The sequence below is a fragment of the Spirosoma foliorum genome (assembly GCF_014117325.1).
Lineage (GTDB): Bacteria > Bacteroidota > Bacteroidia > Cytophagales > Spirosomataceae > Spirosoma > Spirosoma foliorum.
Genome location: NZ_CP059732.1, coordinates 7,727,940 through 7,752,522 on the forward strand (window position 1 = coordinate 7,727,940; position 24,583 = coordinate 7,752,522).

Genomic DNA, 24,583 nt, shown 5'->3' on the forward strand with positions numbered 1-24,583 from the left:
ACAATAAAAAAAGCCTGAGCTACCTCAGGCTTTTTATTTATTCGTTCATCATACCAATAAACTGATCGAACAGATAGTGCGAGTCATGCGGACCTGGTGATGATTCTGGGTGATATTGCACTGAAAATGCAGGCTTATCTTTCCGACGAATACCTTCAATCGTTTTATCGTTGAGATTAATGTGGGTCAATTCAACGTTATCGGTATCCATCACTTCGTCAGCTTTTACAGCAAAACCGTGGTTTTGGGAGGTGACTTCGCAATGGCCAGTAATCAGATTTTTCACCGGGTGGTTCAATCCGCGGTGGCCATTATGCATTTTGTACGTTGAAATACCACTGGCTAGCGACAAAATCTGATGGCCTAAACAAATACCAAACAAAGGCGTTTCGGTCTCTAAGGCTTGCTTGACTGTTTCTACAGCATACGGCATAGCTGCTGGATCGCCGGGACCATTAGCAATAAAATAGCCATTCGGTTTCCAGGCGGCTAATTCAGCGTATGGCGTTTTAGCCGGAAACACTTTGCAGAATACACCACGTTGGTTAAAGTTGCTTAGAATGCTCTTTTTAACCCCTAAATCAAGAACGGCTACCCGTAGCTTCGATTCTGGGTTGCCTTGTTCATAAGCCTGCTGTGTGCAGACTTCCGACGACAGTTCAAGGCCATCCATATCAGGCACTTTCTGTAGTTCAGCCAGCAATACAGCCGGGTCCAGAATTTCAGACGAAATAATGCAGTTCATAACGCCTTTCGAGCGGATATAACGCACTAGTTGCCGAGTATCAACACCGTGAATGCCAACAATGCCTGCCTTTTCGAAGTAATCCTGCAATGAGCCGTCCGCCGTATAGCGTGAGTGTACATTGGAGAAAAAATTGCAGACCATCGCCCGAATTTTCACGCTACCAGATTCTTGTTCGGCGTTATTCAGCACACCATAGTTGCCAATGTGCGATGTTGTGTTAATAATTACCTGACCGTAGTAGGAGGGATCTGTGTAAATCTCCTGGTAACCGGTCATGCCTGTGTTGAAGCAAATTTCACCACCAGCTGTTCCTATTTTACCAAGGGCTAATCCCCGATATACGGTTCCGTCCTGCAAAACTAACAGGGCTTCAGGCTGCTTCGTATGTTTCATCTATGCGTTTTGGCTTGAAAGACTAAAAAAAAAGGGCTAACCATTGCGGTTAACCCATTTCTATATGACGTTTTTGTAAGTCACTCCGTTATGCTTCTTCTTTACCACCTTTTAAACGATCCTGTAACTCGTTCAGTTCATCCCATTTGCCATCGCGGGCCAGGGCTGCCTGTTCGTTCCAGGTTGTTGCGTCATGTACGTTGAAACGAGGACCTGCATCAGCTAAAACTTGTTGAACGGCTTCGTCTTGTGCATCGGCTAACTGTGCAAAGGTAATAATCCCAGCATTATTGAGCAACTCAGCAATTTTTGGACCGATACCTTCAATTTTAGTCAGGTCGTCACCAGCGGCTTCAGCAGCAGGAGCTTCTTCGGCAGCAACAGGTGTCGTTTCTACTACTTCTGCAGCAGGTACTTCAGCTGTTTCAGCAGCACGTGCACCACTGCTACGGCGGCTACGACGGGTTTTGGTGGTAGCAGCAGCTTTTTCAGCGGCAGCCGCAAGAAGAGTTTCGTTGAAATCAACCAGTTCGATCAGGCAGGTTTCAGCATTATCACCCAGGCGATTGCCTAATTTAATGATGCGTGTGTAACCGCCTGGACGGCTAGCGATTTTATCGGCTACAGTGCCGAACAATTCTTTAATCGTCTCCTTATCGCTCAACGATTGGAATACAACGCGACGATTTTGGTAGGTGTCATCTTTAGCCCGGGTCAAAATAGGCTCCACGAATTTGCGGAGTTCTTTCGCCTTCGCTACCGTCGTCTCAATGCGCTTGTGCAGGATGAGCGACGAGGCCATGTTCTGCAACATCGCTTCGCGGTGCGAGTGCGTCCGGCTTAGGTGATTATCTTTTTTACCGTGTCTCATTATCTTGTGAGGTTTACGGTTTTCGGTTTACAATTTACGGCCGACTGATGCAGATAGAAATCGCTTCGCGCCACCGTAAACCAAAAACCGTAAACCGACTTAATCTTCGTCTAATCTGTACTTAGCGACGTCCATACCGAACGTCAGGTTCTTTTCAGCAACTAATTGCTCAAGCTCCGTTAGAGACTTCTTACCGAAGTTACGGAACTTCATCATGTCTGAAATCTCTAACCGAACGAGGTCACCCAGCGTCCGTACATCAGCCGACTTAAGACAGTTGTAAGCACGTACCGACAGATCGAGGTCAGCCAGCGACGTTTTCAGAAGTTTCCGCATGTGCAGTACTTCTTCGTCTACTACATTTTCCTCTTCTGGCTTAGCCGTTTCGAACGTCATCGTTTGATCTGAGAACAGCATGAAGTGCTGAATCAGGATATAAGCTGCACCTTTTAGAGCCTCTTCAGGGTGGATAGAACCATCCGTTTCGATATCTAATAATAGCCGCTCATAGTCCGTTTTCTGCTCAACCCGCGTGTTTTCAACGCTATATTTCACGTTTTTGATTGGCGTGTAAATAGCATCGAATGGGGATATGACCAAACGGAAGTTCGTTTGCACGTGGTTCATCAGCCGGAACATAGCCACGACCTTTTTCCACGAAAATTTCCATCTCTAAATCTCGGGTATCGTCGATGTGACAGATTTCCAGTTCAGGGTTCAACACCTCGAACGATGGCGAGAATTTAGATATATCACCGGCTTTGAGGACCGATTGTTTCTTTATGTTGACGGTGATCTTGTTGTCGACCATGTCATTGATCTTCTTGAATCGAACCATTTTCAGGTTCAGAATAATCTCTGTCACGTCTTCAACAACGCCCTCGATAGAAGAAAACTCGTGCAACACACCTGGAAATTTTACGCTGGTGATGGCGTACCCTTCCAGTGATGACAGCAAAATGCGACGTAGCGCATTGCCGATTGTTACACCGTATCCTTTTTCAAGGGGTTTGAATTCAAACACCCCGTGAAAGTCGTCAGCTTTCTCCACTACGACTTTGTCGGGCATTTGGAACGCTAAAATTGACATACGTTTCGTATTTTACAGCAGTTCTCTGCCTTGGCGTGAAGACTGAAATGGTACGGTTTTCAGTACTTCGGTTTTAGAACTTTACTGGCCGAATGACCAGCTTTCAACTAAAACCAATCAACCTAAACCGTAACTTATTTATACAAAATCCAGCAGAACCCAGGATGAGTTCTGCTAGTAAGCTTACTTCGAATACAATTCGACGATTGCCTGCTCGTTGAAATTCTCAGGGATCTGATCACGCTCAGGGTAGCTAATGAACTTACCCGTTAATTGTTGTGCATCCCATTCAACCCAGTTATAACGCTTCGTATTACGGGCAGCTACACTTGTTGAAACAGCTTCGAGTGATTTCGACTTCTCACGAACACCGATCAATTGACCAGGTTTCAGTGAATAAGAAGGAATGTTAACCACTTCGCCATCAACAACGATATGTTTGTGAGACACCAACTGACGAGCAGCCCGGCGTGAAGAAGCGATACCCAAGCGATAAACCGTGTTATCTAAGCGGGCTTCGCATAATTTGAGCAGGTTTTCACCTGTGATACCCTCGCGAACCTGTGCCCGGTGGAACAGTGCACGGAACTGACGCTCCAGGATACCATACGTGTATTTTACTTTCTGCTTTTCCAGCAATTGGAGTGCATATTCGGACTGTTTCCGTTTGCGACCCCGACCGTGCATACCCGGTCCGTAATTTTTTTTCTGAAGCGCTTTGCTCGGGCCCATGATGGGTTCACCGAACTTGCGCGAGATTTTGGCTTTTGGCCCAATGTAACGTGCCATTCTTCAATGAATGAATAATTGTGAAACAATGGACAGACACAACTAAATGTCGCCTGCCCCTATTCATGCCATCCGTAAATTATACGCGACGACGTTTTGGCGGCCGGCACCCATTGTGCGGCAGCGGGGTAATATCACGAATCGTTGTTACTTCGATACCTGAATTCTGAATGGTACGGATAGCCGATTCACGACCTGATCCTGGACCTTTCACGAATACTTCTGCTTTGCGCATACCCAGATCGTGGGCAACGACAGCACAGTTTTGAGCGGCTGTTTGAGCAGCATAAGGGGTGTTTTTCTTTGAGCCACGGAAGCCCATTTTACCCGCAGATGCCCAGGAGATAACCTGGCCGTTCATGTTGGTGATCGAAATGATGATGTTGTTAAACGTAGCCCGGATGTGCACCTGACCAACGGGTTCAACAACTACCACCCGCTTTTTCGCTTTGTCTTTGCGTTTTGCTTGAGCCATTGTTTGTAGGTAATCGTCAATGTGTCACCGGGAATCATTACTTGCCAATCAGTTAAGAATGACTTCAAATGCTCCGTATGACGATGAGCGACCGATTAATTATTTAGTTACTTTCTTCTTGTTAGCAACTGTCTTACGCTTCCCTTTGCGGGTACGTAAGTTGTTTTTGGTATGCTGGCCACGAACCGGCAATCCTTTCCGGTGACGTAAGCCCCGGTAACAGCCGATGTCCATCAAACGTTTGATGCTCAACTGAATTTCCGAACGTAACTGGCCTTCTACCTTGTATTCATTCGAGATTGCGTTACGAACCGCACTCGCTTCTTCATCAGACCACTCATTGGCTTTCTTATCAACACTGATGCCAGCGTCGGTCAGGATTTTCTTAGCCCGGCTACGACCAATGCCGTAGATGTAAGTTAGCGCGATTTCACCACGCTTCTTGTCTGGAATATCAACACCTGCAATACGTGCCATGCTTAGCCTTGTCTTTGTTTGTAACGGGGATTCTTTTTGTTGATCACGTACAGCTTCCCTTTCCGCCGGATCACTTTGCAGTCTTCACTGCGCTTTTTGATGGACGCTTTAACTTTCATGATTGAAAAGTTTGTAGTTCGTAGTTTGAAGTTTGTAGTTATCAGAGGGTAAACCTCAAACTACGAACCACAAACTTCAAACGATTATTTATACCGATACACAATCCTTGCCTTACTTAGATCATAAGGCGACATTTCTAACTTTACGCGATCTCCGGGCAAAATTTTGATGTAATTCATCCGCATTTTGCCAGAGATGTGAGCAATTACCTCATGCTTGTTGGCCAATTCGACCCGGAACATTGCATTCGATAATGCCTCCAAAATCACACCGTCTTGTTCTATTGAATTCTGCTTTGCCATGTTGCTTTAAACTGCCATCAGTTCCTGTGTATCGACCATCAGGCTAGTATTCGCGGTAACTGCTTCGATATATTCAAAGGTGGTTAAGATCTCGGGTTTCCCTTTCCGAACGGCTACTGTGTGTTCAAAGTGAGCCGAAGGTTTACGATCAACTGTCCGAATAGTCCAACCATCGCGTTCCTGCACAACTCCCTTCTTACCGAAGTTAATCATTGGCTCAATCGCCAAAATCATACCTTCCCGTAATTTGGGACCCTGACCTCGCTTTCCGTAATTAGGTACTTCAGGCGCTTCGTGTAGGTTCTGACCAACGCCATGACCAACTAACTCCCGAACTACCGAATAACCGAACTTCTCAGTGTAGGTCTGAATGGCATATCCGATATCGCCAACCCGATTCCCTTCTATTGCTTGGCCTAAGCCGATATAAAGAGACTCCTTTGTTCGGCTTAAAAGCCGACGAACAGATGGACTTACATCGCCGACGGGATACGTATAGGCGCTATCGCTATGAAAACCGTTCAGTTTAACACCGCAGTCAATCGAGATAATATCCCCGTCGCGAAGTTCGTAGCGGCTTGGAAATCCATGAACCACCACATCATTGACCGAGATACAGAGTGAAGCCGGAAACTTGTTATAACCTAAGAATGATGGGATACCACCATTATCCTTTATAAACGTTTCTGCAACAATATCCAGTTCCTTTGTGGTAACACCAGGCCGGATAAGTTTTGCCACTTCGGCATGTGCTTTTCCGAGCAACTGGGCACTGATTTTTATCAAAGCAATTTCATCATCGCTTCTATAAAAAATCATCTTCTCCTTTTTATCAGAACCGGCCATTTCAATTAAGCTGCTACAGTCTCGCTCGTCCGTCCCTGTACTCGACCTGATTTCATCAGACCTTCGTACCGACGCATGAGCAGATAACTTTCTACTTGCTGAAGCGTATCCAATACAACACCTACCATAATTAACAGGGATGTGCCACCAAAGAATTGGGCAAAACCACTAGTCATTCCTAATAGATTGGCAATTGCAGGTAGAATCGCCACAATAGCTAGCATAATAGCACCAGGCAGCGTAATACGGTCAAGTACTGTACCAATGTATTCAGAGGTCTGAATCCCTGGTTTTACACCCGGAATAAAACCACCGCTACGCTTCATATCATCAGCAATCTGAACCGGGTTAACCGAGATAGCTGTATAAAAGAAGGTAAAGATGATGATCAGCAGGGCAAACAGAACATTGTACTGCCATGTTGTATAACTCTGAAATGCATTTTGTACGCTAGCAGCAAAATCGCTCTTCTCAGCAAACAGACCTGCCACATAAGTTGGAATGAACATTAACGCCTGAGCGAAAATGATAGGCATTACACCGGCTGCATTCAACTTTAGGGGTAAGTACTGACGCTGTCCACCAACAACTTTGTTCCCAATGACTTGCTTTGCATATTGAATCGGAATCCGACGAACGGCTTGCGTCAATACAACGGCACCCATAACAACAAAGTATAAGGCAACGATTTCCAAAACGAAAAGCAGGATTCCACCTGATCCTCTCGATTGTTGTTCACCGATAATGGCACCTGGAAGCCGAGATACAATCCCAATCATGATGATCATGGAAATCCCGTTACCTATCCCTTTATCTGTAATCCGTTCGCCCAACCACATGCAGAAAATAGTCCCTGCTGTCAGTACAAATAATGAGGAGATCGTGAATAAACCGCGATCAATCAAAAGTGCTTCCTGTGGAATTGTTGTACGAACGTAGGTAATAGCCTGTACAGCTGTTACGCCAATCGTTAATATCCGAGTAATCTGGTTCAGCCGCTTACGACCCGACTCTCCTTCCTTCTGCATTTTCTGGAAGTAAGGAAGAGCCAGCGTGAGTAACTGAATAGCAATCGATGCCGAGATGTACGGCATGATACCGAGTGCAAAAATCGAAGCCTTACTGAACGCACCACCTAAAAAGGTGTCCAATAAACCGAGTAACCCTTGCGGATTAAGATTCAGTTTCTGGGGGTCAACGCCCGGTAGCACAATTGCTGAACCGAGACGAAACGCCGTAATGAACAACAGCGTGTTGAGGATTCGACTCCGCAACTCGTCAATTGCAAAAATATTCTTGAACGTGGTGATGAGTCGGTTCATAAAAGTAGATCGGTCTTTGCCGTGCTCACAACTTAGTTAGCTGCTTCTTCTTTCGCTTCTTTTGTAGGCACAATTGCCTTTCCACCTGCTTTTTCAATAGCTTCTTTTGCGCTAGCTGAGAAAGCGTGGGCGTGGATTTCAACGGCAGTTGTCAATTCACCACGGCTTAATACTTTAACAAGGTCTTTCTTGCTAACCAGACCATGCTGAAGCAGGAATTCCATGTCAACGATCGTTGCCTTGGTCTCATCAACCAATGCCTGAATAGCATCCAGGTTGAGAGGTTTGTATTCGACGCGGTTGATATTTTTGAAGCCGAACTTAGGCACACGACGTTGAAGTGGCATCTGACCACCTTCGAAGTGTGTCTTACGACTGTAACCTGAGCGCGATTGCGCTCCTTTGTGACCACGCGTAGACGTACCGCCCATGCCTGATCCTTGTCCGCGTCCGACTCGCTTGCGCTCTCTGACGGAACCTTTTGCCGGTCTAAGGTTGCTTAAATTCATTGCTATATTAGTAAAAAGATGATTCTTTTGGCTTTTCAGCCAGCTCTAACGCAAGGTTAAAAAGGCCTGAAAACCAAAAGAATCGCAAAGATACTTAAATTTCTTCAACTTTCACCAGGTGCTGCACCTTATTGATTGCACCCTTCAGCGCGTCGTTATATTCTAGTTCGACGCTGCGGTTGATTTTGCCCAAGCCTAATGACTTGATAGCATTTTTTTGAGATAGCGGCCGTTTAATGGTGCTGCTGACCTGCGTGATGCGTACTCGTGCCATGTCTGTTGCTCCGTTTAAATTAACCGTTAAATACTTTTGCCAAACTTACCTGACGTTGGAAAGCAACCTGATGTGGTAACCGCATTTTAAGCAGTGCATCAAGCGTAGCTTTTACCACGTTGTGCGGGTTAGAAGACCCTTTCGATTTTGCCAGGATATCGTGAATACCAGCCGACTCAAGAACGGCGCGCATAGCACCGCCAGCGATCAAACCGGTACCTGGAGAAGCTGGTTTCAGCAGGACAAAGCCTCCACTGAATTTGCCTTCCATTTCGTGAGGAATGGTACGCTTCAGAAGTGGAACCTGTACCAGGTTTTTCTTTGCGTCTTCTACTCCTTTTGCAATCGCGTCCGTTACTTCATTGGCTTTGCCCAATCCGTAACCAACGACACCGTTACCGTCTCCGACGACGACAATCGCCGAGAAGCTGAATCGGCGACCACCTTTTACCACCTTCGCTACGCGATTGATGGCTACAACCTTTTCTTTCAGGTCGGCTTCGTTAAATTTTGTCGGTCTTGCTGAATTGATGTTCATCGCTTAGAACTTAAGGCCACCCTCGCGGGCTGCATCGGCCAGTGCTTTTACTTTACCGTGATATAAGTAGCCATTGCGGTCGAACACAGCTGCGCTGATGTTCTGTGCAACTGCTTTTTCAGCTAAACGCTGACCTACTTTCTTCGCTGTTTCGAGGGTGTTCCCTTCGATTTCGCTTTTCAACTCAACAGACGATGCAGCTGCCAGCGTGTGGCCCGTTACGTCATCGATAAGTTGTGCGTAAATTCCCGTATTAGAACGGAAAACTGATAGACGAGGACGTTCGGCTGTACCGGACACTTTCGCCCGGATACCAAACTTGATCCGCTGTCTTCTTTCTTGTTTTGTAGTTGCCATGTTATTTGATTCCGACCAAATAGGCTGTTTATAGTTTCAAGTTTCAGGTTCCATGTCTCAAGTACGATCACTAAATGTGGAACTTGAAACGTGGAACCTAAAACAAACTTATTTTTTAGACGAAGATTTACCAGCTTTCCGGCGAACTTGCTCACCGATGAAGCGGATACCTTTGCCTTTATAGGGCTCAACTTTACGGAGTGAACGGATTTTAGCCGCTACATCGCCAAGAAGTTGTTTGTCTGAGCCTTCCAGATATACTTTCGGATTCTGACCTTTTTCGGTTACAGCCGTTACCTTGATCTCTTCAGGAACTGCTACGTACACATTGTGTGAATAGCCAAGTTGCAATTCAAGAACATTATTAGTAACCGATGCTTTGTAACCTACCCCAATAACTTCGAGGTTAAGTTTAAAGCCTTCACTAACGCCTTGTACCATGTTGCTAACCAGCGAACGATACAGACCGTGTAGTGCTTTGTGGCGTTTCTGCTCCGTTGGACGGGACACTTGAATCTGACCTTCTTCGATGGCTACCGAAATGTCCGGGTCAACTGTTTGGTGCAGGGTGCCTTTAGGCCCTTTTACCGTAACGACGTTTTGATCGTCGACAGACAACGTTACGTTGCTGGGCAGGGCGATGGGTTTCTTACCTATGCGTGACATCGTTCAGTTCGGATTAATATACGTAACACAATACTTCTCCACCAACGTTCAGCGTCTTCGCTTCTTTATCAGTCATCACACCTTTAGAGGTTGAGATGATCGCTACGCCCAAACCATTCAGGATACGTGGCAGATGATCGGCTCCCCGATACTGACGTAGACCTGGCCGGCTGATACGTTGTAGATCAACGATAGCCGATTGCTTCGTTGTTGGATTGTACTTCAAAGCAATTTTGATGGTGCCTTGCGCAGTGCTATCGTCGAACTTATAGTTCTGGATGAACCCTTTGTCGTACAAAACTTTGGTAATTTCTTTCTTTATATTGGAAGCAGGGATCTCCACAACCCGGTGCTTTGCCCGGATGGCATTTCTAACGCGGGTTAGAAAATCTGCTATTGGATCTGTATTCATTCTTAGCGTTGCGTTACTTGCAAATCTCTCTTTTTGAGAAAGTTCGCAAAATTACGGAAACTGAATTACAAATAGAAATGGAATCTGGAATTACCAGCTTGCTTTAGTTACACCTGGAATTTTACCCGCTGATGCCATTTCCCGGAAGGTTACCCGCGAAATACCAAACTTGCGCATATAGCCCCGTGGACGACCTGTCAGTTTGCAACGATTGTGCAGACGAACTGGTGATGCATTTTTAGGAAGCTTGTCCAGACCGATGTAATCACCAGCTGCTTTCAGAGCAGCTCGTTTCGTAGCATATTTGGCAACTAACGCTTCGCGTTTCCGTTCCCGTGCTTTGATTGATTCTTTTGCCATTGTTTTAGCCTTTGTGTCGGTTGTTATTTACCACTTTTAGCAAACGGCATGCCCATTGCTTTCAACAGCTCGTAGCTTTCGCTATCGGTATTGGCGGTCGTCACAAACGTGATGTCCATCCCCGAAATACGGGCTACTTTATCGATGCTGATTTCTGGGAAGATAATCTGCTCCTGCACGCCGAACGTGTAGTTACCACGGCCATCAAACCCTTTGTCGCTAATGCCTTTGAAGTCACGAACGCGAGGCAACGATACCGTTGTCAACCGATCAAGGAATTCATACATTTTCTCACCACGTAAGGTCACTTTCGCACCGATGGGCATTTTCTCCCGCAGTTTGAAGTTAGAAACCGCTTTTTTCGACAAAGTCGCAACGGCTTTCTGACCCGTGATGGTCGTCAATTCTTCGACACCTACGTCAACCAATTTTTTATCGGCGACAGCGGCTCCAATACCTTTATTGACAACAATCTTCGTCAAGCGGGGTACTTGCATAACCGACTTGTACTGAAACTTGTCCTTCAATTGAGGTACAACTTCGTTTAAATATTTTTCTTTCAGTCTTGGCGTTGCCATTCTCTTAGACCTTTATTATTTACGGACGTCGGGGATGAAATTGCCGGTCTTTTTCGAGAACCGTTGCAGTTTACCCTTTTCATTCAACTTACGACCCGTACGGGTAGGTTCGCCGGTGGCAGGGTCAACCAATTTCAGATTACTGATATGAATTGATCCTTCCGTTTTTTCCAGACTTCCCTGTGGGTTAGAAGCGGTAGGTTTCAAGTGTTTGGTAATCATAGCCACACCCTCAACACGGGCACGATCTTTCTCTACAATTACTTCTTTCACTACACCGCGCTGCCCTTTCGAGTTACCACCAATCACGACGACCGTATCGCCCGTCTTGATGTGGAATTTGTGTGTCGGTAGCGTTATTTTCTTCTCCATTGCTTACAATACCTCTGGGGCTAACGATACGATTTTCATAAACTGCTTCTCGCGCAATTCGCGGGCTACAGGACCGAAAATCCGAGTACCACGCGGCTCATCGTTGTTGTTGAGCAACACAGCTGCGTTGTCTTCAAAACGGATGTACGAACCATCTTTCCGGCGTACTTCCTTTTTAGTCCGAACAACCACGGCTTTCGAAACCGTACCTTTTTTCATACTGCTGGACGACAGGGCTTGCTTCACTGTCACGACAATCTTGTCACCGACCGATGCATACCGTTTGCCCGTACCGCCCAGGACTCGGATAACCAGCACTTCTTTAGCGCCACTGTTATCGGCTACTCCTAATCTTGATTCTTGCTGTACCATGGCTTACTTCGCTTTTTCGATGATTTCGACTAACCGCCAACGCTTATTTTTGCTCAATGGGCGGGTTTCCATTACGCGAACTGTGTCGCCGATACCACACTCATTTTTCTCGTCATGAACCGTCAATTTTTTGGTCTTGTTCATGAACTTGCCATACATCGGGTGCTTCACTTTGCGATCAATCGCAACTGTGATTGTTTTCTGCATTTTATTGCTGGTCACCCGCCCGATACGCTCTTTACGTGCGTTACGCTCCGATGCCGATTTCGCTTCGCTCGTTGCTGGAGCGGCTGCTTTCGGCTGTTCTGTTGCTGCCACTGGAGTTGTTACTTCCTCCTGTGGTGCTGGTGCTTGTTGCTCTTCCATCGTCGTGTCTTATTAGGCTTGCCGCGATTTAACTGTCAGTTCTGTGTGCAGGCGAGCAATCCGTTTGCGGCTCTCGCGGATGCGCATGGGGTTCTCGATAGGAGACACAGCATGAGCAAACTTCAGTTTCAGCAGGCGATCCTGTTCCGCACCAATTTCAGCACGTAAGGCATCCGCCGACAATCCTTTCAAATCTTCTTTTTTCATCTTGTTCGTCGCTTAGGGATACTACTCTTCGCCTTGCTCCTGATAATCGCGCCGGACTACAAACTTGGTCCGAACGGGCAACTTCTGAGCGGCTAAGCGAAGGGCTTCCATACCCGTTGCTAAATCAACTCCCGTTGTTTCGAACATAATCGTGCCGGGTTTCACTACGGCTACCCAATACTCGGGAGCACCTTTACCTTTACCCATCCGTACTTCAGCCGGTTTCTTGGTGATCGGCTTGTCTGGGAAAATACGAATCCAAACCTGGCCTTCACGTTTCATGGCCCGGGTTACGGAAATACGAGCGGCTTCAATCTGGCGGGCGGTAATCCGACCTGGTTCCAGCGATTTGATAGCGAACGTACCGAAAGAAATCTCATGACCGCGCGATGCGATACCTGGAATCCTTCCTTTATGCTGTTTACGGAATTTAGTTCTTTTTGGCTGTAACATTTTTCTGTTATCAGTTAGCGTTCAATGTTTCAGGTTTCAAGTTGATGGTTCAAGTCTGTGAATAAACCGGTAACTTGAAACAACGAAACTTGGAACTCGTTTATCGTCTTGGTCCACCTTGGCCACCACCGCGATTGCCACCTTGGCCACCGCCACGATTGCCACCCTGGCCACCACCGCGATTACCGCCCTGGCCACCGCCACGGTTGCCACCACGGTCATTGGCTCCACGCTCACCGCGATTGCGGCCACCCCGTTCGTTACCATCACGGTCGCCACGTGGTCCCCGACGATCGCCACGATCGTTGGCAGAGGCTGTGCGTTCACCGGCTTGTGCCTGGCTCATCATAGCTGATGGAGACAGATCACGCTTGCCATAAACTTCGCCTTTGAAAATCCACACTTTGATGCCGATTTTACCGTAAACAGTTTGGGCTTCAGAGATTGCGTAATCGATATCGGCACGAAGCGTATGAAGAGGTACACGACCTTCTTTGTACTGCTCTGAGCGGGCAATTTCAGCACCACCTAAACGACCTGATACTTTTACTTTGATACCTTGAGCACCTACGCGAAGAGCTGACTGGATAGCCTGCTTCATAGCACGACGGAACGAAATACGAGCCTGTAACTGCTGAGCGATAGCTTCGCCAACCAATTTAGCATCGATTTCAGGCCGTTTGATTTCGAAGATATTGATCTGGACATCTTTGCCCGTGATCTTTTTCAACTCTTCTTTGATCTTATCGACCTCACCACCGCCTTTACCGATTACAATACCCGGACGGGCTGTGTGAATCGTGAGAGTAACCCGTTTTAGGGTACGCTCGATAACTACCCGAGCAATGGCTCCTTTCGGAATACGGGCTGCTACATATTTGCGGATTTTCTCGTCTTCAACGAGTTTATCAGCAAACTCTTTGCCGCCGTACCAGCTCGATTCCCAGCCCCGAACAATACCAAGTCGCAGGCCAACTGGATTTATTTTTTGTCCCATTTCTTAATTATTGTTCGTTTTCAGGGGTTTCTGCTTCTGCCGCTGTCAATACTGATTGAGCTGCACTGTCAACCACGATTGTAATGTGGTTTGACCGCTTCCGAATCCGGTGACCACGACCTTGTGGAGCTGGACGAAGACGCTTCAGCATCGGACCTCCATCAACAAAAATCGTTTTTACGTAAAGATCAGCGTCTTCGATACGCTCATCTTCATTTTTCTGCTGCCAGTTGGCAACGGCCGATAAAAGCACTTTCTGCAATACACCGGCACCAGCCTGTGGCTGATATTTTAACAGACCCAACGCCCGGCTAACGCGCTGACCACGAATGAGGTCGGCAATTATCCGCATCTTACGGGGCGACGTGGGCACATCTTTAAGTTTTGCTACTGCTTCCATTTAAAATGTGAGTTGTAAAGTTGTCGAGTTATTAGGTTGTAAAGTTTGTTGTTTGCGTAAGTCCCGGCGGGTCACCGCAACTTTATGTCTTTTCAACGTTCTAACTTTTCAACTTTAGTTTATCGTTTGCCCTTGTCTTTCTTTGCGGTGTGTCCCCGGAAGTTACGAGTTGGCGAGAATTCGCCGAGCTTGTGACCTACCATGTTTTCCGTTACATAAACCGGGATAAACTTGTTGCCGTTGTGAACGGCGAAGGTGTGGCCTACGAAATCCGGCGAAATCATCGAACGACGCGACCAGGTTTTGATGACCGATTTCTTGCCCGAATCATTCTGAGCCTGAACTTTATTGTCCAGACGGAAATCAATATATGGGCCTTTTTTGAGTGAACGTGCCATTGTTATCTGTTACTTTTTGCGTCGGCTAATAATCATGCTTTCAGATGCCTTGTTCTTGTTGCGGGTCTTTTGACCTTTAGCGAACTGGCCATTGCGTGAGCGTGGGTGACCACCGGATGCCCGACCTTCACCACCACCCATTGGGTGATCGACAGGGTTCATCACAACCGCACGAACGCGGGGACGATGACCTAACCAACGGTTCCGACCTGCTTTACCCACAACAACGTTCATGTGGTCGGGGTTAGATACCGAACCAACCGTTGCCATACCAGCACTTAATACCCGACGAGTTTCGCCCGAAGGAAGACGCAGGATAGCGTACTTGTCTTCACGACCTACTAATTGAGCATACGTACCAGCCGAACGAGCCATTGCGCCACCTTTACCAGGTGTCAGCTCAATGTTGTGAACGATGGTACCGATTGGCATAGCGGCTAATGGAAGCGCGTTACCTACGTCGGGGGTAGAACCTTCGCCTGACTGAATCGTCTGGCCAACACTAATACCTTGTGGTGCAATGATGTAGCGTTTTTCGCCGTCAGCATATTGCACCAGAGAGATGCGTGCAGAACGGTTTGGATCGTATTCTACAGTCAAAACTTCGGCAGGTTGGCCGACTTTATCGCGCTTGAAGTCAATGATACGGTAGTGCCGTTTGTGACCTCCTCCAATGTAGCGCATAGTGCGGTGCCCTTCGTTATTACGGCCACCGGTTCTCTTAATGGGCTCTAGCAGACTTTTCTCTGGCTTAGAGGCTGTTATTTCCGCAAAGTCGGGTGCCACGCGAAAACGTGTACTCGGCGTTATTGGTCTTAGTTTTTTAACTCCCATGACTGATTAATTGGTAGAGCAATGCTCGGTTTACAGGTCAGCGTAGATATCAATTACTTCGCCTTCTGCCACCGTAACAATTGCTTTCTTAGTGGTTGGGGTCTTACCCGATACAACACGTCCGTTGATGTTCTTGCTGCGTTTCTTTCCGAAAACCCGGAAGGTATTTACAGCCTCAACGTTTACGCCATACATTTTCTCGATGGCTTTGCCGATTTCGAGTTTGTTGGCTTTTAGTTCAACCTCAAAAGCATACTTCCCTTGCTTGTTAAGGCCCGTCATTTTTTCGGTGACGATTGGTCGTTTCAGTACGCTCATGATTATTTTTCGAACAACGTTTGGATGGTTGACAGCGCTTCTTCGCTGATGAGCAGTTGGTCGGCGTTCATCAGATCGTAGGTGTTCACCTGCGACGCTGTGGTCACTTTCGCTTTCTGCACGTTCCGGCTCGACAATACAACGTTTGTATTTACGTCGGGCAGGATCAGCAGCGTTTTACGACCCGTCAGGTTCAGATCACTCAGGAATTGAATGTAATCTTTTGTGCGGGGTGCTTCCAGCGTGATGCTGTCGATAACTGAAATCTTCTCAGCTTTTGCTTTTACAGCGTAGGCCGACTGGCGAGCCAGGGCTTTCACTTTTTTGTTCAGTTTGAAGCTGTAATCCCGGGGGCGAGGTCCGAAAATTGTACCACCACCTACGAATACTGGTGATTTGGCACTACCAGCACGAGCACCACCTGTACCTTTTTGCTTCTTCAGTTTGCGAGTTGAGTGTGCATTTTCAGCACGTTCTTTCGCTTTGTGCGTTCCCTGACGTTGGTTAGCCAGGTATTGTTTCACGTCGAGGTAAATCGCGTGTTGGTTCGGCTCGATACCGAAAACCTCCTCCGGAAGGGTGACCTTTTTGCCTGTGTCTACGCCTTTGCTGTTATATACGCTTACTTCCATGGCCTATTTCTCAATAATAACGTATGAATTTTTGGCTCCGGGAATCGAACCGCTAACAACGAGCAGGTTTTGCTCAGGCAGAACACGCAATACGCGCAGGTTTTGAACCTTAACGCGGTTACCGCCCATCCGGCCAGCCATACGAAGACCTTTGAACACGCGCGATGGGAACGAGCAGGCACCGATCGAACCTGGGTGACGACCCCGGTTGTGCTGACCGTGCGTTTGACCGCCTACACCACCGAATCCATGACGTTTCACAACGCCCTGGAAACCACGACCTTTAGCTGTTCCAACTACGTCAACGAAGTCGGCTTCAGTAAATACGTCGGCTACCGTGAGGGTTTCACCTAAATTAAGCTCTTGTGTGAATTCTTTGAATTCAACCAGTTTGCGCTTAGGTGTGGTACCAGCTTTTTTGAAGTGGCCCAACTCCGGCTTGTTGCTGTGCTTTTCTTTTTTGTCGCCATAACCCAGCTGCACAGCTGTGTAGCCATCTTTCTCGAGGCTACGAACTTGAGTTACAACACAGGGACCCGTCTCAATCACTGTACATGCCAGAGCCTGCCCGTCCGCATTGTACACGCTGGTCATCCCGATTTTCTTGCCAATTAAACCAGACATTTGTGTTTGTTTAAAGTAAGCAGGTAAAAAATAGGTATTCATTTTCCAACTCGGACCTTCCGAATCGGGCCGCAAAATTAGGCAAATATTTGAATGAATCCTATATCTGCTTAACAATCAGCCCAAAAACAACATAAAAAAAGGTCGGGCGCGTTGCACCTGACCTCAAATAGCAGACAATACAATGCAACGCAAGGTTTGTTTGCTTAATAAGTCAGATGTGGTTTCCTTACGGACCTTCACCCTCGTATGTCGTTAGACTCGATGTTCCGAGTTTGGGACTGCAAAAGTAAGAAATAGTTAGGAGAAATAGAAAAATTATTTTAAAGAAAAGTTTTGACAGGGTTTTATTGGTGTTTCGGTAAGGTTCAATGATAAATTGTTCGGTCGCTATGCGACAAGGAAATAAGAGGAACTGCTTTGTGTGCTACAAACATTAGGTTGCTAACGCGACTAAGAATACCAATGATAAGTTTAGAGTCCATAAGCGAGTTTGGACGTTCAGTCGCGTTAGCGACCTAATGTTTGTAGAAATAGCATCGGCCCACACCCCATCGTCGCGTAGCGCCGGAATGATAACATCAACTATTCTGGCTGTTTGAATATATAACGCTCGTCGTAAGGCACGTTAAATTTGTCTAAAAATGATACATACTCCTCTATAAATGTACGCTTTCTGTGATGCTCTTCCTGGTTCATGATATACTTAACGACCGAATCAATTTGTGAATGGCTGTGCGAAAAAGCACCATAACCTGTCTGCCACTCGAAATACCCCTTGATCAAGCGCTTATTATTAATCCATTTCGACGAATCACCTTTCAAATCTTGCATTAATTCAGAAATGGATTGTTTTGGATTGATCCCAATGAAAACGTGGATATGGTCAGGCATTCCGTTAATCGCTAACATTTTGTGGCCTTGGTTTTGCGCAATACCGGTCATATATTGATACAATTCTTCCTTCCAAGCTGATTGAATAAGCCCATAGCGATGTTTAACCGCGAAAACGGTATGTAAGTAGATTTGGGTATATGTGTTTGGCATGTGGATTAGACGGCCAAGTATTGGTTCGGTCGCTATGCGACCAGTGAAATCGTGGGATGCTTAATATTCTACAAACATTTAGTCGCTATGCGACTTGGGGGCGAATTGACAATTGTAATGGAAGGAATTTGAAAACTGTGAAGAGCCGGTAAGCAGTAGGTTTAACTCGTTTTGTCATTTAGTACTACGTATCGCAAAACGCCTGAATCCGGTTCGTTCATGTCTCAATCTATCACTCGTCGTCAAACGCTGGCGGCTCTGACTGCCTCTGTAGGCGCATCTTTTTCCTCTAATTCGCTGGATGCTATGCCTGTTCCAACTGCACAGCCTTCCTTCACGCTTTGCCTGAATATGAGCACGATTCGTGGGCATAAACTTGGCTTTGTAAAGGAACTGGAAGTGGCTTCAAAAGCTGGATTCCGATCGGTTGAAATATGGGTTGAAACGTTACAGACTTATCTGAAAAGCGGAGCAACTACGGCAGATGCTCGTAAAGTTCTGAGTGATACTGGAATAAAAGTTGAAAATGCCATTGGATTTGCTCCCTGGATTATAGATGATGAAGCTGCTCGTGCCAAGGGCGTTGCTCAGCTCAAAAGCGAGATGGAGATGTTGGCCGAGGTAGGTTGTAAGCGGGTCGCTACGCCACCAATCGGTGCGCAATCGCCGGGAAGTCCTAAAATTGATTTATACAAAGCGGCCGAACGGTATCGGGCTATTCTGGAAATAGGCGATAAAACGGGAGTTGTTCCTCAACTGGAATTATGGGGCTTTTCGCCCAACTTAAGCCGACTGGGCGAGGTCATGTTCGTGGCTATTGAAAGCGGGCATCCGTCGGCACGAGTGCTGCTGGATATATATCACCTCTACAAAGGCGGCTCTGGTAACGTGAGTTTACCACTGGTTGGTAAGCCAGCCATTGAGGTTTTCCACGTCAATGACTATACCGCCGATTTTACACGAGAAAAAATTACTGATGCCGATCGGGTATTCCCAGGGGATGGCGTTGCACCAATCAAGGAAACATTGAAACTCATCAAGCGCCCAGATCGTCCAATAGTATTGTCTTTGGAGGTATTCAATAAAATGTACTACGCGCAGGAAGCTCAGGTTGTGGCGAACACAGCCATGGCGAAAATGAAAGCTATGGTTGCTGGCGTATAGAAGTTCAGAGATAGTCAAGGGTGGTCAGGAATGATCTGGTATTGTTTATCAATTCTTGACCATTCCTGACCACCTTTGACTATTTTTAATAGGCCCAGGCTAGTAAGCCACCATCGGCCGAAATTGTCTGGCCTGTTACATAACTAGAAGCAGGCATGCATAGGAAGGAGACAACGGAGGCTATTTCTTCGGGCTCGCCAATGCGATTCATGGGCGTTCGTTTGAGGATGCCAGCCAACTTTTCAGGATTAGTGAGCACTGGTGTCGCTAAAGGGGTTCTTATATACCACGGAGCAACGGCATTTACACGAATGCCATCGGCAGCCCATTCAACCGCCAAATTACGGGTAAGTTGAAGCATAGCGGCTTTAGACATGCCGTAAAGAGAACCACTGCTGGTATGCGCCAAACCCGATACCGACGAAATCATCACGATCTTCCCACCACTAACGGACGCTTTGAGAAGTGGATAAGCCGCCTGACTTAACTCGTAGGCCGAGCGCTGATTGGTATTCAGAACATGTTCATAATCGGTAGAGCTATAATCGGCGGTGGCTTTACGGATATTGGTTCCGGCATTATTGACCAGAATATCCAGGCTTCCCCACTTCTCGCTGACCGTTTCAATAACCTGAGCAGCTATGCCGTGTTTACTCATGTCAACCGCTAATCCATCAACTACGTGGCCCTGTTGCCGATAGGCGTCTAACTGTTGCTGAAGTAAATCATTATCGCGGGCGACGATAAACACAGATGCGCCCAAGTCCAGAAATTGCCGGACAATAGCTTCTCCGATTCCTTTAGTGCCGCCCGTTACGAGGGCGCGTTGGCCGCTTAGCGACCAGAGAGATTGAGTCATGTAAGGATGTAATTCGAGGTTGCGTCATAAAACTACGCAGCCTGAATTATAAACCATAACTTAACTGCTCTTCTGATCAGATACGGGCTCCCAACGTTCCTGTTGCAGGAAATACATGACTATGGCTGCCGTGACTGCTCCAACTCCGATAATCCATACCACGCCCCAAGGACTCCAGTAGGACCAGGTTTTTTGACTAATCAAATGCAAAAAGGCAATCATCATCAGCCCAAGCCCTAAGGCACCCCCAAGGGCATACACGAGTGTCTTCTGATACGATTGTCGCAATGAGTAGGCTCCGTATGATTTGTTCCGAAACTGAAACAGAATATCGTCCAGACTGGCTTTGGCTAGTTGCTCCTCTGAAAAAGCTAATTCCTGGTGATAAAGCTTACGGAGCTTCTGGACCGAATCGGCGTTTGCATCCTGTAGGGTTTTGTTGAGGGCAGCTTCAAAAGGAAGGCCAATCCAGAGGTAATGTTCAACTTCGCAAATAAGATGGTCAAGTAATTCGGTGAGCAGTTCGCCAGAAAGACCGCTTTGGAGCAGATACTTATGAATATAGTCGATTTGGTTGGGATGTAGCTTTTCCATAAACGTAAAGGATTTAGTCAATTGCCATAAGCCAGATTAGGAGGTGTTTGAAATAACTGTTGCATATAACTGACAAAATTCTCGAACTCAGAGACCTTCTTAATGGCCATCTGCGCACCACTATCTGTCAGTGAATAATACTTGCGTAGACGACCATCGACCTCAATCGATTCGTTTATCAGCAACCCTTCCTGCTCCAGCTTGTGAAGAACTGGATACAGTGCCCCAAACGTCAGTGTAAGCTCACCCTGAGTCCGCTCCTTAACGGCCTGGGTTATCTGATAGCCATACATTTTATCTTGTTCGGAGAGTAGTTTCAAGACGATTGTCTTCAACGTGCCCCGTAAAAATTCACTACTGACCTGTTCCATAACTAAACGGGATTACCCGTGCTATTTTCTGTAACGAATATATATAAGAAAATTAAATATACAAGTAAATAGTTGCGTTTTTTTAAGTAATGTGATTATTGAGCGCAACGCAAGGGGTTTCGTACCTGTCTATTGATCAGATGGAGAAAGCTCTTTTTTGGCAATCCCCTGTTTGACCAGTAATTTTAGATTTCCCAATTAAAACTACACTTATGAACAAACGAATCGGGCTGCTGGTCGGGTTGACGCTCGTGGCGGGCAGTCTCTTGGCACAGAATAAGCCTAAGCCGGAGGACGTACAAACCTTTACGCTCAAAAACGGGATGAAATTCATGGTTCTCGAAGACCATTCGATTCCGAACGCAAATTTCTATTCATTCTGGAAAGTTGGCTCTCGTAACGAAGTGCATGGCATAACGGGCTTATCCCACTTCTTTGAGCACATGATGTTCAACGGCGCCAAAAAGTACGGCCCTAAGCAGTTCGACCGTGTTATGGAAGCCAATGGGGGGTCTAACAACGCTTACACGACCGAAAACAATACGGTTTACACCGACTGGTTTCAGAGTGGTGCGCTCGAAACAATCTTTGATCTGGAAGCGGATCGCATCCGGGATTTAGCCATTGACCCTAAAATGGTGGAGAGTGAGCGGGGTGTCGTTTTATCGGAACGCAGTACGGGGTTGGAGAATAGTAACTACCGAGTCATTAATGAATTGGTCCAGTCGGTGGCTTTTGTGGAACACCCATACATGTTTCCGGTAATTGGCTTTGAGTCGGATATTAAAAAATGGACGCAGGCCGATCTTGAGAAATACTTCAAGACCTATTATTCGCCCAATAATGCGGTTGTCGTGGTGGTGGGCGACGTGACTGCTGCGCAGGTTAAAAAATTGGCTGAGCAGTATATTGAACCCATTCCGGCTCAGAAACTGCCCGATAGCTTGCGGACTGTAGAGCCTCCCCAAAATGGCGAACGGCGGGCAACGACTTATAAAGACATAGCCACACCTAATATTCTGCTGGCTTACCACACGCCCGCCACTCGGCACCCAGATTATTACGCCCTCGACTTGCTGAGTGGTGTACTTAGCTCTGGAAATTCATCGCGTTTAGTGAAGTCGCTGGTCCTTGATTCTACCATCGCATCACGCGTATTTACTAATATGGATCAGTCGTTCGATCCGAGCTTGTTCTCGATTTATGCTATTGCGGCCAGTAACATATCGGCTGAGCAACTTGAACGATCGGTATTGAATCAGATTGATAAGGTAATCAACGAAGGGATTACAGATGTAGAACTGCAAAAGCTGAAGAATCAGAAATTAATGGAGTTCTATCACACCATGGAGTCGATCAATGGAAAGGCGAATTCATTGGGGACGTACGAGTTGTTTTTCGGCGATTACAAAAAGTTATACGAAGCCCCCGCTCTCTACGAGAAAGTAACCAAAGAAGATGTGCAGCGCGTGGCCAGAACCTATTTGACAAGTCGTAATCGCACGGTGGGTTATCTTTTGCCAGAGCCTAAAACGAATCCCGTTAAAAACAATTAATCCTTAAACCTATAAGGTCTTCAAAACCTTATAGGTTTCGCTATATATGAAATCGATACTTACTCTACTTACCGCGGTATTACTAACGGGCGCATCGTTGGCGCAGACGTTTAAGGTACCGCCTTATCAGAAATTCAAGCTCAAAAATGGCCTGACGGTTTATTTGATGGAGCAGCATGAAGTGCCGCTTATCAATGTCTCGGCCGTTTTCGATGCTGGTGCCGTGCAGGACGGAAGCCGCTATGGATTGTCGAATATGACGGCAGAAGCTATTCTGTTCGGCAGTTCAAAATACACGAAGTCGCAGCTCGAAGAGAAAATCGAGTACGTTGGCGCTAGTGTGGATACCTATGCCGGTAAAGAAGTGGCTAAACTGACCTCGTCATTTGCCGTTAAGGATCAGGATCTGTTGTTCGATATTATTCAGGATGTGATCACAAAACCAACTTTCGATCAGGCAGAATTCGATAAGTACAAACAGCGGCAACTACTTCAGTTAACCCAACAGAAAGAAAGTCCGCGCGGAGTGGTCAATTCCTATTTCAACCGGTTTGTGTACGAAGGCCATCCTTATGCGAACCCGCTGACCGGTACTCCCAGTTCTGTTTCAGCCGTTTCGGCAAGCGATGCCCGGCAGTTTTATCAGAAATACTACACGGCAGATCGGGCCGCTATTGCTATTGTAGGCGACTTCAATACGGCAGAGATGAAAAAACGGGTAACCGAGTTGTTCGGAAGCTGGAAAACGGCCCCGGCAACTGCCCCAGCACTCACAGAACCTGCTTTCTCGTTCGATAAAAACCGAGTTTTACTAGTCAATAAGGACGATGCCCGCGAAACAACGTTTCTGATTGGTGGAAAAGGCATTACGCAAAATAACCCTGATTTTATACCGGTCACGGTTGTCAATACGATTCTAGGCGGCCGGTTCACGTCCTGGCTAAATGATGCGTTGCGGGTAAATTCAGGGTTGACTTACGGAGCCGGAAGTCGTTTCGGGACTTATCGTAAAAGTGGCACATTCGCCATTTCAACATTTACCAAGGTTAGTACGACCACGCAGGCCATCGACATGGCGTTGCAGGTACTCGATAGTTTGCATCGGACGGGTATTGATGAGAAAACCTTAACATCGGCTAAAAACTACGTGAAAGCTGACTTCCCTCCGAAGTACGAATCGGCCAGCGAATTAGCGAACCTGTTGACAGATATGTTCAGTATGGGTTTTGATGAATCGTTCATCAACAATTTCCAGAAGAACGTCGATGGACTGACGGTGGCTAAAACCCGCCAGATTATTGATCAGTATTTTCCAAAGAATACCCTCCAGTTTGTCCTGATTGGTAAAGCCGAAGCCATTCGTGATAAGGTGAAGAAATACGGCACCGTTACGGAGAAAGAAATCAAAGCCGACGGTTTTTAAAAAGTAACGCGGACATCCTGTCCGCATAGTCACTGACTTACAATTTATCATGTGGCTATGCGGACAGGATGTCCACGTTACATCTATTCCATAAATTTCCCCTACCTTTGTCCTGAGTTTTAGGTGCCTGACGTCATTTCGTGGTGACTTTCAAGGCTTAATAGGGAAGTTGGTGCAAGACCAGCGCTGTCCCCGCAACTGTAAGTCTTACTAAAATGCATAATTTATAATGTAGAATGCATAATGGGGTTACAGCCATTTTACATTGATCATTATTCATTATCCATTAAAATCGGTTCATTCTTCGTAGCCACTGTGTTTGTTCTCAACACGGGAAGGCTTGAACCGACAAGACGAGCCAGGAGACCTGCCCAAAACCATCCGTTGTTCTGGTGTTCGGAGGAAACACCCCAACCGCGTGCTAACGGTCAGACTTTGGCCCGATGCATCGAGATGTACACATTGTTCA

36 protein-coding genes, 1 pseudogene and 1 riboswitch are annotated in these 24,583 nt (G+C 46.6%); of the genes and pseudogenes, 3 read left to right on the forward strand and 34 right to left on the reverse strand.

The window, feature by feature from the left end; genetic code table 11:
* Positions 1–37: 37 nt before the first annotated feature.
* From carA to tnpA, 31 genes and pseudogenes are all read right to left on the reverse strand, one after another.
* Positions 38–1,141 (reverse strand): glutamine-hydrolyzing carbamoyl-phosphate synthase small subunit, encoded by a 1,104-nt coding sequence (carA, locus tag H3H32_RS32505; RefSeq protein ID WP_182459880.1) that lies wholly within the window; start codon positions 1,139–1,141, stop codon positions 38–40.
* A gap of 88 nt (positions 1,142–1,229) precedes the next feature.
* Complete coding sequence (rplQ, locus tag H3H32_RS32510; protein ID WP_182459881.1) at positions 1,230–2,012, reverse strand: 50S ribosomal protein L17; 783 nt, start codon at positions 2,010–2,012, stop codon at positions 1,230–1,232.
* A gap of 99 nt (positions 2,013–2,111) precedes the next feature.
* Positions 2,112–3,102 (reverse strand): annotated as a pseudogene (locus H3H32_RS32515) (DNA-directed RNA polymerase subunit alpha).
* Positions 3,103–3,285: 183 nt separating this feature from the next.
* Entirely contained in the window at positions 3,286–3,891 is a 606-nt protein-coding gene (gene rpsD, locus H3H32_RS32520; RefSeq protein ID WP_182459882.1) for a 30S ribosomal protein S4, read from the reverse strand.
* A 79-nt stretch (positions 3,892–3,970) separates the two neighbouring features.
* The gene (rpsK, locus tag H3H32_RS32525; RefSeq protein ID WP_182459883.1) at positions 3,971–4,366 is read right to left on the reverse strand and encodes a 30S ribosomal protein S11; all 396 of its coding nucleotides are present in this window, start codon (positions 4,364–4,366) and stop codon (positions 3,971–3,973) included.
* Between the two features lie 99 nt (positions 4,367–4,465).
* A complete protein-coding gene (rpsM, locus tag H3H32_RS32530) occupies positions 4,466–4,843 on the reverse strand; it encodes a 30S ribosomal protein S13 (RefSeq protein WP_182459884.1) in 378 nt (125 codons plus the stop codon).
* A 2-nt stretch (positions 4,844–4,845) separates the two neighbouring features.
* Positions 4,846–4,962 (reverse strand): type B 50S ribosomal protein L36, encoded by a 117-nt coding sequence (gene ykgO, locus H3H32_RS32535; RefSeq protein WP_018618719.1) that lies wholly within the window; start codon positions 4,960–4,962, stop codon positions 4,846–4,848.
* An 84-nt stretch (positions 4,963–5,046) separates the two neighbouring features.
* Complete coding sequence (infA, locus tag H3H32_RS32540) at positions 5,047–5,265, reverse strand: translation initiation factor IF-1 (RefSeq protein WP_009284801.1); 219 nt, start codon at positions 5,263–5,265, stop codon at positions 5,047–5,049.
* Positions 5,266–5,271: 6 nt separating this feature from the next.
* On the reverse strand, positions 5,272–6,084 hold the full coding sequence (gene map, locus H3H32_RS32545) for a type I methionyl aminopeptidase (protein ID WP_182459885.1): 813 nt from the start codon (positions 6,082–6,084) through the stop codon (positions 5,272–5,274).
* Between the two features lie 32 nt (positions 6,085–6,116).
* A complete protein-coding gene (gene secY, locus H3H32_RS32550; protein WP_182459886.1) occupies positions 6,117–7,433 on the reverse strand; it encodes a preprotein translocase subunit SecY in 1,317 nt (438 codons plus the stop codon).
* 32 nt (positions 7,434–7,465) lie between these two features.
* Positions 7,466–7,942: a 50S ribosomal protein L15 gene (gene rplO / locus H3H32_RS32555; RefSeq protein WP_182459887.1), complete on the reverse strand. Its 477-nt coding sequence runs from the start codon at positions 7,940–7,942 to the stop codon at positions 7,466–7,468.
* A gap of 94 nt (positions 7,943–8,036) precedes the next feature.
* Positions 8,037–8,216, reverse strand: coding sequence for a 50S ribosomal protein L30 (gene rpmD, locus H3H32_RS32560; RefSeq protein WP_046577840.1), 180 nt, complete (start codon positions 8,214–8,216; stop codon positions 8,037–8,039).
* 19 nt (positions 8,217–8,235) lie between these two features.
* A complete protein-coding gene (rpsE, locus tag H3H32_RS32565; protein ID WP_182459888.1) occupies positions 8,236–8,754 on the reverse strand; it encodes a 30S ribosomal protein S5 in 519 nt (172 codons plus the stop codon).
* A 3-nt stretch (positions 8,755–8,757) separates the two neighbouring features.
* Positions 8,758–9,111: a 50S ribosomal protein L18 gene (gene rplR, locus H3H32_RS32570; protein WP_182459889.1), complete on the reverse strand. Its 354-nt coding sequence runs from the start codon at positions 9,109–9,111 to the stop codon at positions 8,758–8,760.
* A gap of 108 nt (positions 9,112–9,219) precedes the next feature.
* Positions 9,220–9,777 carry a 50S ribosomal protein L6 gene (gene rplF, locus H3H32_RS32575; protein WP_182459890.1) on the reverse strand — a complete coding sequence of 186 codons (558 nt, stop codon included), beginning with the start codon at positions 9,775–9,777 and terminating at the stop codon, positions 9,220–9,222.
* A 13-nt stretch (positions 9,778–9,790) separates the two neighbouring features.
* The gene (gene rpsH, locus H3H32_RS32580) at positions 9,791–10,189 is read right to left on the reverse strand and encodes a 30S ribosomal protein S8 (RefSeq protein ID WP_157583698.1); all 399 of its coding nucleotides are present in this window, start codon (positions 10,187–10,189) and stop codon (positions 9,791–9,793) included.
* A 90-nt stretch (positions 10,190–10,279) separates the two neighbouring features.
* Positions 10,280–10,549: a 30S ribosomal protein S14 gene (gene rpsN / locus H3H32_RS32585; RefSeq protein ID WP_106137346.1), complete on the reverse strand. Its 270-nt coding sequence runs from the start codon at positions 10,547–10,549 to the stop codon at positions 10,280–10,282.
* A 23-nt stretch (positions 10,550–10,572) separates the two neighbouring features.
* Positions 10,573–11,127 carry a 50S ribosomal protein L5 gene (gene rplE, locus H3H32_RS32590; protein WP_182459891.1) on the reverse strand — a complete coding sequence of 185 codons (555 nt, stop codon included), beginning with the start codon at positions 11,125–11,127 and terminating at the stop codon, positions 10,573–10,575.
* Positions 11,128–11,142: 15 nt separating this feature from the next.
* Positions 11,143–11,499 carry a 50S ribosomal protein L24 gene (rplX, locus tag H3H32_RS32595; protein WP_157583696.1) on the reverse strand — a complete coding sequence of 119 codons (357 nt, stop codon included), beginning with the start codon at positions 11,497–11,499 and terminating at the stop codon, positions 11,143–11,145.
* Between the two features lie 3 nt (positions 11,500–11,502).
* A complete protein-coding gene (gene rplN / locus H3H32_RS32600; RefSeq protein ID WP_018618706.1) occupies positions 11,503–11,871 on the reverse strand; it encodes a 50S ribosomal protein L14 in 369 nt (122 codons plus the stop codon).
* A gap of 3 nt (positions 11,872–11,874) precedes the next feature.
* On the reverse strand, positions 11,875–12,237 hold the full coding sequence (rpsQ, locus tag H3H32_RS37975; protein WP_182459892.1) for a 30S ribosomal protein S17: 363 nt from the start codon (positions 12,235–12,237) through the stop codon (positions 11,875–11,877).
* A 12-nt stretch (positions 12,238–12,249) separates the two neighbouring features.
* Positions 12,250–12,444: a 50S ribosomal protein L29 gene (gene rpmC / locus H3H32_RS32610; RefSeq protein ID WP_182459893.1), complete on the reverse strand. Its 195-nt coding sequence runs from the start codon at positions 12,442–12,444 to the stop codon at positions 12,250–12,252.
* A gap of 21 nt (positions 12,445–12,465) precedes the next feature.
* Positions 12,466–12,897, reverse strand: coding sequence for a 50S ribosomal protein L16 (rplP, locus tag H3H32_RS32615; RefSeq protein WP_157583694.1), 432 nt, complete (start codon positions 12,895–12,897; stop codon positions 12,466–12,468).
* Positions 12,898–12,997: 100 nt separating this feature from the next.
* Positions 12,998–13,894, reverse strand: coding sequence for a 30S ribosomal protein S3 (gene rpsC / locus H3H32_RS32620; protein ID WP_182459894.1), 897 nt, complete (start codon positions 13,892–13,894; stop codon positions 12,998–13,000).
* A 7-nt stretch (positions 13,895–13,901) separates the two neighbouring features.
* The gene (gene rplV, locus H3H32_RS32625; RefSeq protein WP_182459895.1) at positions 13,902–14,294 is read right to left on the reverse strand and encodes a 50S ribosomal protein L22; all 393 of its coding nucleotides are present in this window, start codon (positions 14,292–14,294) and stop codon (positions 13,902–13,904) included.
* Positions 14,295–14,413: 119 nt separating this feature from the next.
* Complete coding sequence (gene rpsS / locus H3H32_RS32630; RefSeq protein WP_012930238.1) at positions 14,414–14,692, reverse strand: 30S ribosomal protein S19; 279 nt, start codon at positions 14,690–14,692, stop codon at positions 14,414–14,416.
* Between the two features lie 9 nt (positions 14,693–14,701).
* Entirely contained in the window at positions 14,702–15,526 is an 825-nt protein-coding gene (gene rplB / locus H3H32_RS32635; protein ID WP_182459896.1) for a 50S ribosomal protein L2, read from the reverse strand.
* Positions 15,527–15,556: 30 nt separating this feature from the next.
* Positions 15,557–15,844, reverse strand: a complete 288-nt coding sequence (gene rplW, locus H3H32_RS32640) for a 50S ribosomal protein L23 (protein ID WP_182459897.1) — start codon at positions 15,842–15,844, stop codon at positions 15,557–15,559.
* Positions 15,845–15,846: 2 nt separating this feature from the next.
* Positions 15,847–16,476, reverse strand: coding sequence for a 50S ribosomal protein L4 (gene rplD / locus H3H32_RS32645; protein ID WP_182459898.1), 630 nt, complete (start codon positions 16,474–16,476; stop codon positions 15,847–15,849).
* Between the two features lie 3 nt (positions 16,477–16,479).
* Complete coding sequence (gene rplC / locus H3H32_RS32650) at positions 16,480–17,100, reverse strand: 50S ribosomal protein L3 (protein ID WP_182459899.1); 621 nt, start codon at positions 17,098–17,100, stop codon at positions 16,480–16,482.
* Between the two features lie 585 nt (positions 17,101–17,685).
* Positions 17,686–18,147, reverse strand: a complete 462-nt coding sequence (tnpA, locus tag H3H32_RS32655) for an IS200/IS605 family transposase (protein WP_182459900.1) — start codon at positions 18,145–18,147, stop codon at positions 17,686–17,688.
* Positions 18,148–18,366: 219 nt separating this feature from the next.
* Here tnpA and H3H32_RS32660 point away from each other — a divergent pair, with 219 nt between their 5' ends.
* Entirely contained in the window at positions 18,367–19,311 is a 945-nt protein-coding gene (locus H3H32_RS32660; protein WP_182459901.1) for a sugar phosphate isomerase/epimerase family protein, read from the forward strand.
* 85 nt (positions 19,312–19,396) lie between these two features.
* On the opposite strand, the gene H3H32_RS32665 is transcribed toward H3H32_RS32660, so the two are convergent.
* From H3H32_RS32665 to H3H32_RS32675, 3 genes are read right to left on the reverse strand one after another with little or no spacing between them, the layout of a single operon-like run.
* The gene (locus H3H32_RS32665; protein ID WP_182459902.1) at positions 19,397–20,170 is read right to left on the reverse strand and encodes an SDR family oxidoreductase; all 774 of its coding nucleotides are present in this window, start codon (positions 20,168–20,170) and stop codon (positions 19,397–19,399) included.
* A gap of 60 nt (positions 20,171–20,230) precedes the next feature.
* Positions 20,231–20,764, reverse strand: coding sequence for a hypothetical protein (locus H3H32_RS32670; protein WP_182459903.1), 534 nt, complete (start codon positions 20,762–20,764; stop codon positions 20,231–20,233).
* Between the two features lie 17 nt (positions 20,765–20,781).
* Complete coding sequence (locus tag H3H32_RS32675; RefSeq protein ID WP_182459904.1) at positions 20,782–21,135, reverse strand: PadR family transcriptional regulator; 354 nt, start codon at positions 21,133–21,135, stop codon at positions 20,782–20,784.
* A 212-nt stretch (positions 21,136–21,347) separates the two neighbouring features.
* Here H3H32_RS32675 and H3H32_RS32680 point away from each other — a divergent pair, with 212 nt between their 5' ends.
* Together H3H32_RS32680 and H3H32_RS32685 are read left to right on the forward strand one after the other, a co-directional pair.
* A complete protein-coding gene (locus H3H32_RS32680; protein WP_182459905.1) occupies positions 21,348–22,691 on the forward strand; it encodes a M16 family metallopeptidase in 1,344 nt (447 codons plus the stop codon).
* Positions 22,692–22,737: 46 nt separating this feature from the next.
* Entirely contained in the window at positions 22,738–24,114 is a 1,377-nt protein-coding gene (locus H3H32_RS32685) for a M16 family metallopeptidase (RefSeq protein ID WP_182459906.1), read from the forward strand.
* 104 nt (positions 24,115–24,218) lie between these two features.
* Positions 24,219–24,503, forward strand: a riboswitch (cobalamin riboswitch).
* The last annotated feature ends 80 nt before the right edge of the window (positions 24,504–24,583 follow it).

What these genes read in the sequence shown, in the direction of transcription:
- carA (WP_182459880.1), bottom strand. Translation starts at nt 1,141, where the DNA reads ATGAAACATACGAAGCAGCCTGAAGCCCTGTTAGTTTTGCAGGACGGA.
- rplQ (WP_182459881.1), bottom strand. Translation starts at nt 2,012, where the DNA reads ATGAGACACGGTAAAAAAGATAATCACCTAAGCCGGACGCACTCGCAC.
- rpsD (WP_182459882.1), bottom strand. Translation starts at nt 3,891, where the DNA reads ATGGCACGTTACATTGGGCCAAAAGCCAAAATCTCGCGCAAGTTCGGT.
- rpsK (WP_182459883.1), bottom strand. Translation starts at nt 4,366, where the DNA reads ATGGCTCAAGCAAAACGCAAAGACAAAGCGAAAAAGCGGGTGGTAGTT.
- rpsM (WP_182459884.1), bottom strand. Translation starts at nt 4,843, where the DNA reads ATGGCACGTATTGCAGGTGTTGATATTCCAGACAAGAAGCGTGGTGAA.
- ykgO (WP_018618719.1), bottom strand. Translation starts at nt 4,962, where the DNA reads ATGAAAGTTAAAGCGTCCATCAAAAAGCGCAGTGAAGACTGCAAAGTG.
- infA (WP_009284801.1), bottom strand. Translation starts at nt 5,265, where the DNA reads ATGGCAAAGCAGAATTCAATAGAACAAGACGGTGTGATTTTGGAGGCA.
- map (WP_182459885.1), bottom strand. Translation starts at nt 6,084, where the DNA reads ATGATTTTTTATAGAAGCGATGATGAAATTGCTTTGATAAAAATCAGT.
- secY (WP_182459886.1), bottom strand. Translation starts at nt 7,433, where the DNA reads ATGAACCGACTCATCACCACGTTCAAGAATATTTTTGCAATTGACGAG.
- rplO (WP_182459887.1), bottom strand. Translation starts at nt 7,942, where the DNA reads ATGAATTTAAGCAACCTTAGACCGGCAAAAGGTTCCGTCAGAGAGCGC.
- rpmD (WP_046577840.1), bottom strand. Translation starts at nt 8,216, where the DNA reads ATGGCACGAGTACGCATCACGCAGGTCAGCAGCACCATTAAACGGCCG.
- rpsE (WP_182459888.1), bottom strand. Translation starts at nt 8,754, where the DNA reads ATGAACATCAATTCAGCAAGACCGACAAAATTTAACGAAGCCGACCTG.
- rplR (WP_182459889.1), bottom strand. Translation starts at nt 9,111, where the DNA reads ATGGCAACTACAAAACAAGAAAGAAGACAGCGGATCAAGTTTGGTATC.
- rplF (WP_182459890.1), bottom strand. Translation starts at nt 9,777, where the DNA reads ATGTCACGCATAGGTAAGAAACCCATCGCCCTGCCCAGCAACGTAACG.
- rpsH (WP_157583698.1), bottom strand. Translation starts at nt 10,189, where the DNA reads ATGAATACAGATCCAATAGCAGATTTTCTAACCCGCGTTAGAAATGCC.
- rpsN (WP_106137346.1), bottom strand. Translation starts at nt 10,549, where the DNA reads ATGGCAAAAGAATCAATCAAAGCACGGGAACGGAAACGCGAAGCGTTA.
- rplE (WP_182459891.1), bottom strand. Translation starts at nt 11,127, where the DNA reads ATGGCAACGCCAAGACTGAAAGAAAAATATTTAAACGAAGTTGTACCT.
- rplX (WP_157583696.1), bottom strand. Translation starts at nt 11,499, where the DNA reads ATGGAGAAGAAAATAACGCTACCGACACACAAATTCCACATCAAGACG.
- rplN (WP_018618706.1), bottom strand. Translation starts at nt 11,871, where the DNA reads ATGGTACAGCAAGAATCAAGATTAGGAGTAGCCGATAACAGTGGCGCT.
- rpsQ (WP_182459892.1), bottom strand. Translation starts at nt 12,237, where the DNA reads ATGGAAGAGCAACAAGCACCAGCACCACAGGAGGAAGTAACAACTCCA.
- rpmC (WP_182459893.1), bottom strand. Translation starts at nt 12,444, where the DNA reads ATGAAAAAAGAAGATTTGAAAGGATTGTCGGCGGATGCCTTACGTGCT.
- rplP (WP_157583694.1), bottom strand. Translation starts at nt 12,897, where the DNA reads ATGTTACAGCCAAAAAGAACTAAATTCCGTAAACAGCATAAAGGAAGG.
- rpsC (WP_182459894.1), bottom strand. Translation starts at nt 13,894, where the DNA reads ATGGGACAAAAAATAAATCCAGTTGGCCTGCGACTTGGTATTGTTCGG.
- rplV (WP_182459895.1), bottom strand. Translation starts at nt 14,294, where the DNA reads ATGGAAGCAGTAGCAAAACTTAAAGATGTGCCCACGTCGCCCCGTAAG.
- rpsS (WP_012930238.1), bottom strand. Translation starts at nt 14,692, where the DNA reads ATGGCACGTTCACTCAAAAAAGGCCCATATATTGATTTCCGTCTGGAC.
- rplB (WP_182459896.1), bottom strand. Translation starts at nt 15,526, where the DNA reads ATGGGAGTTAAAAAACTAAGACCAATAACGCCGAGTACACGTTTTCGC.
- rplW (WP_182459897.1), bottom strand. Translation starts at nt 15,844, where the DNA reads ATGAGCGTACTGAAACGACCAATCGTCACCGAAAAAATGACGGGCCTT.
- rplD (WP_182459898.1), bottom strand. Translation starts at nt 16,476, where the DNA reads ATGGAAGTAAGCGTATATAACAGCAAAGGCGTAGACACAGGCAAAAAG.
- rplC (WP_182459899.1), bottom strand. Translation starts at nt 17,100, where the DNA reads ATGTCTGGTTTAATTGGCAAGAAAATCGGGATGACCAGCGTGTACAAT.
- tnpA (WP_182459900.1), bottom strand. Translation starts at nt 18,147, where the DNA reads ATGCCAAACACATATACCCAAATCTACTTACATACCGTTTTCGCGGTT.
- H3H32_RS32660 (WP_182459901.1), top strand. Translation starts at nt 18,367, where the DNA reads ATGTCTCAATCTATCACTCGTCGTCAAACGCTGGCGGCTCTGACTGCC.
- H3H32_RS32665 (WP_182459902.1), bottom strand. Translation starts at nt 20,170, where the DNA reads ATGACTCAATCTCTCTGGTCGCTAAGCGGCCAACGCGCCCTCGTAACG.
- H3H32_RS32670 (WP_182459903.1), bottom strand. Translation starts at nt 20,764, where the DNA reads ATGGAAAAGCTACATCCCAACCAAATCGACTATATTCATAAGTATCTG.
- H3H32_RS32675 (WP_182459904.1), bottom strand. Translation starts at nt 21,135, where the DNA reads ATGGAACAGGTCAGTAGTGAATTTTTACGGGGCACGTTGAAGACAATC.
- H3H32_RS32680 (WP_182459905.1), top strand. Translation starts at nt 21,348, where the DNA reads ATGAACAAACGAATCGGGCTGCTGGTCGGGTTGACGCTCGTGGCGGGC.
- H3H32_RS32685 (WP_182459906.1), top strand. Translation starts at nt 22,738, where the DNA reads ATGAAATCGATACTTACTCTACTTACCGCGGTATTACTAACGGGCGCA.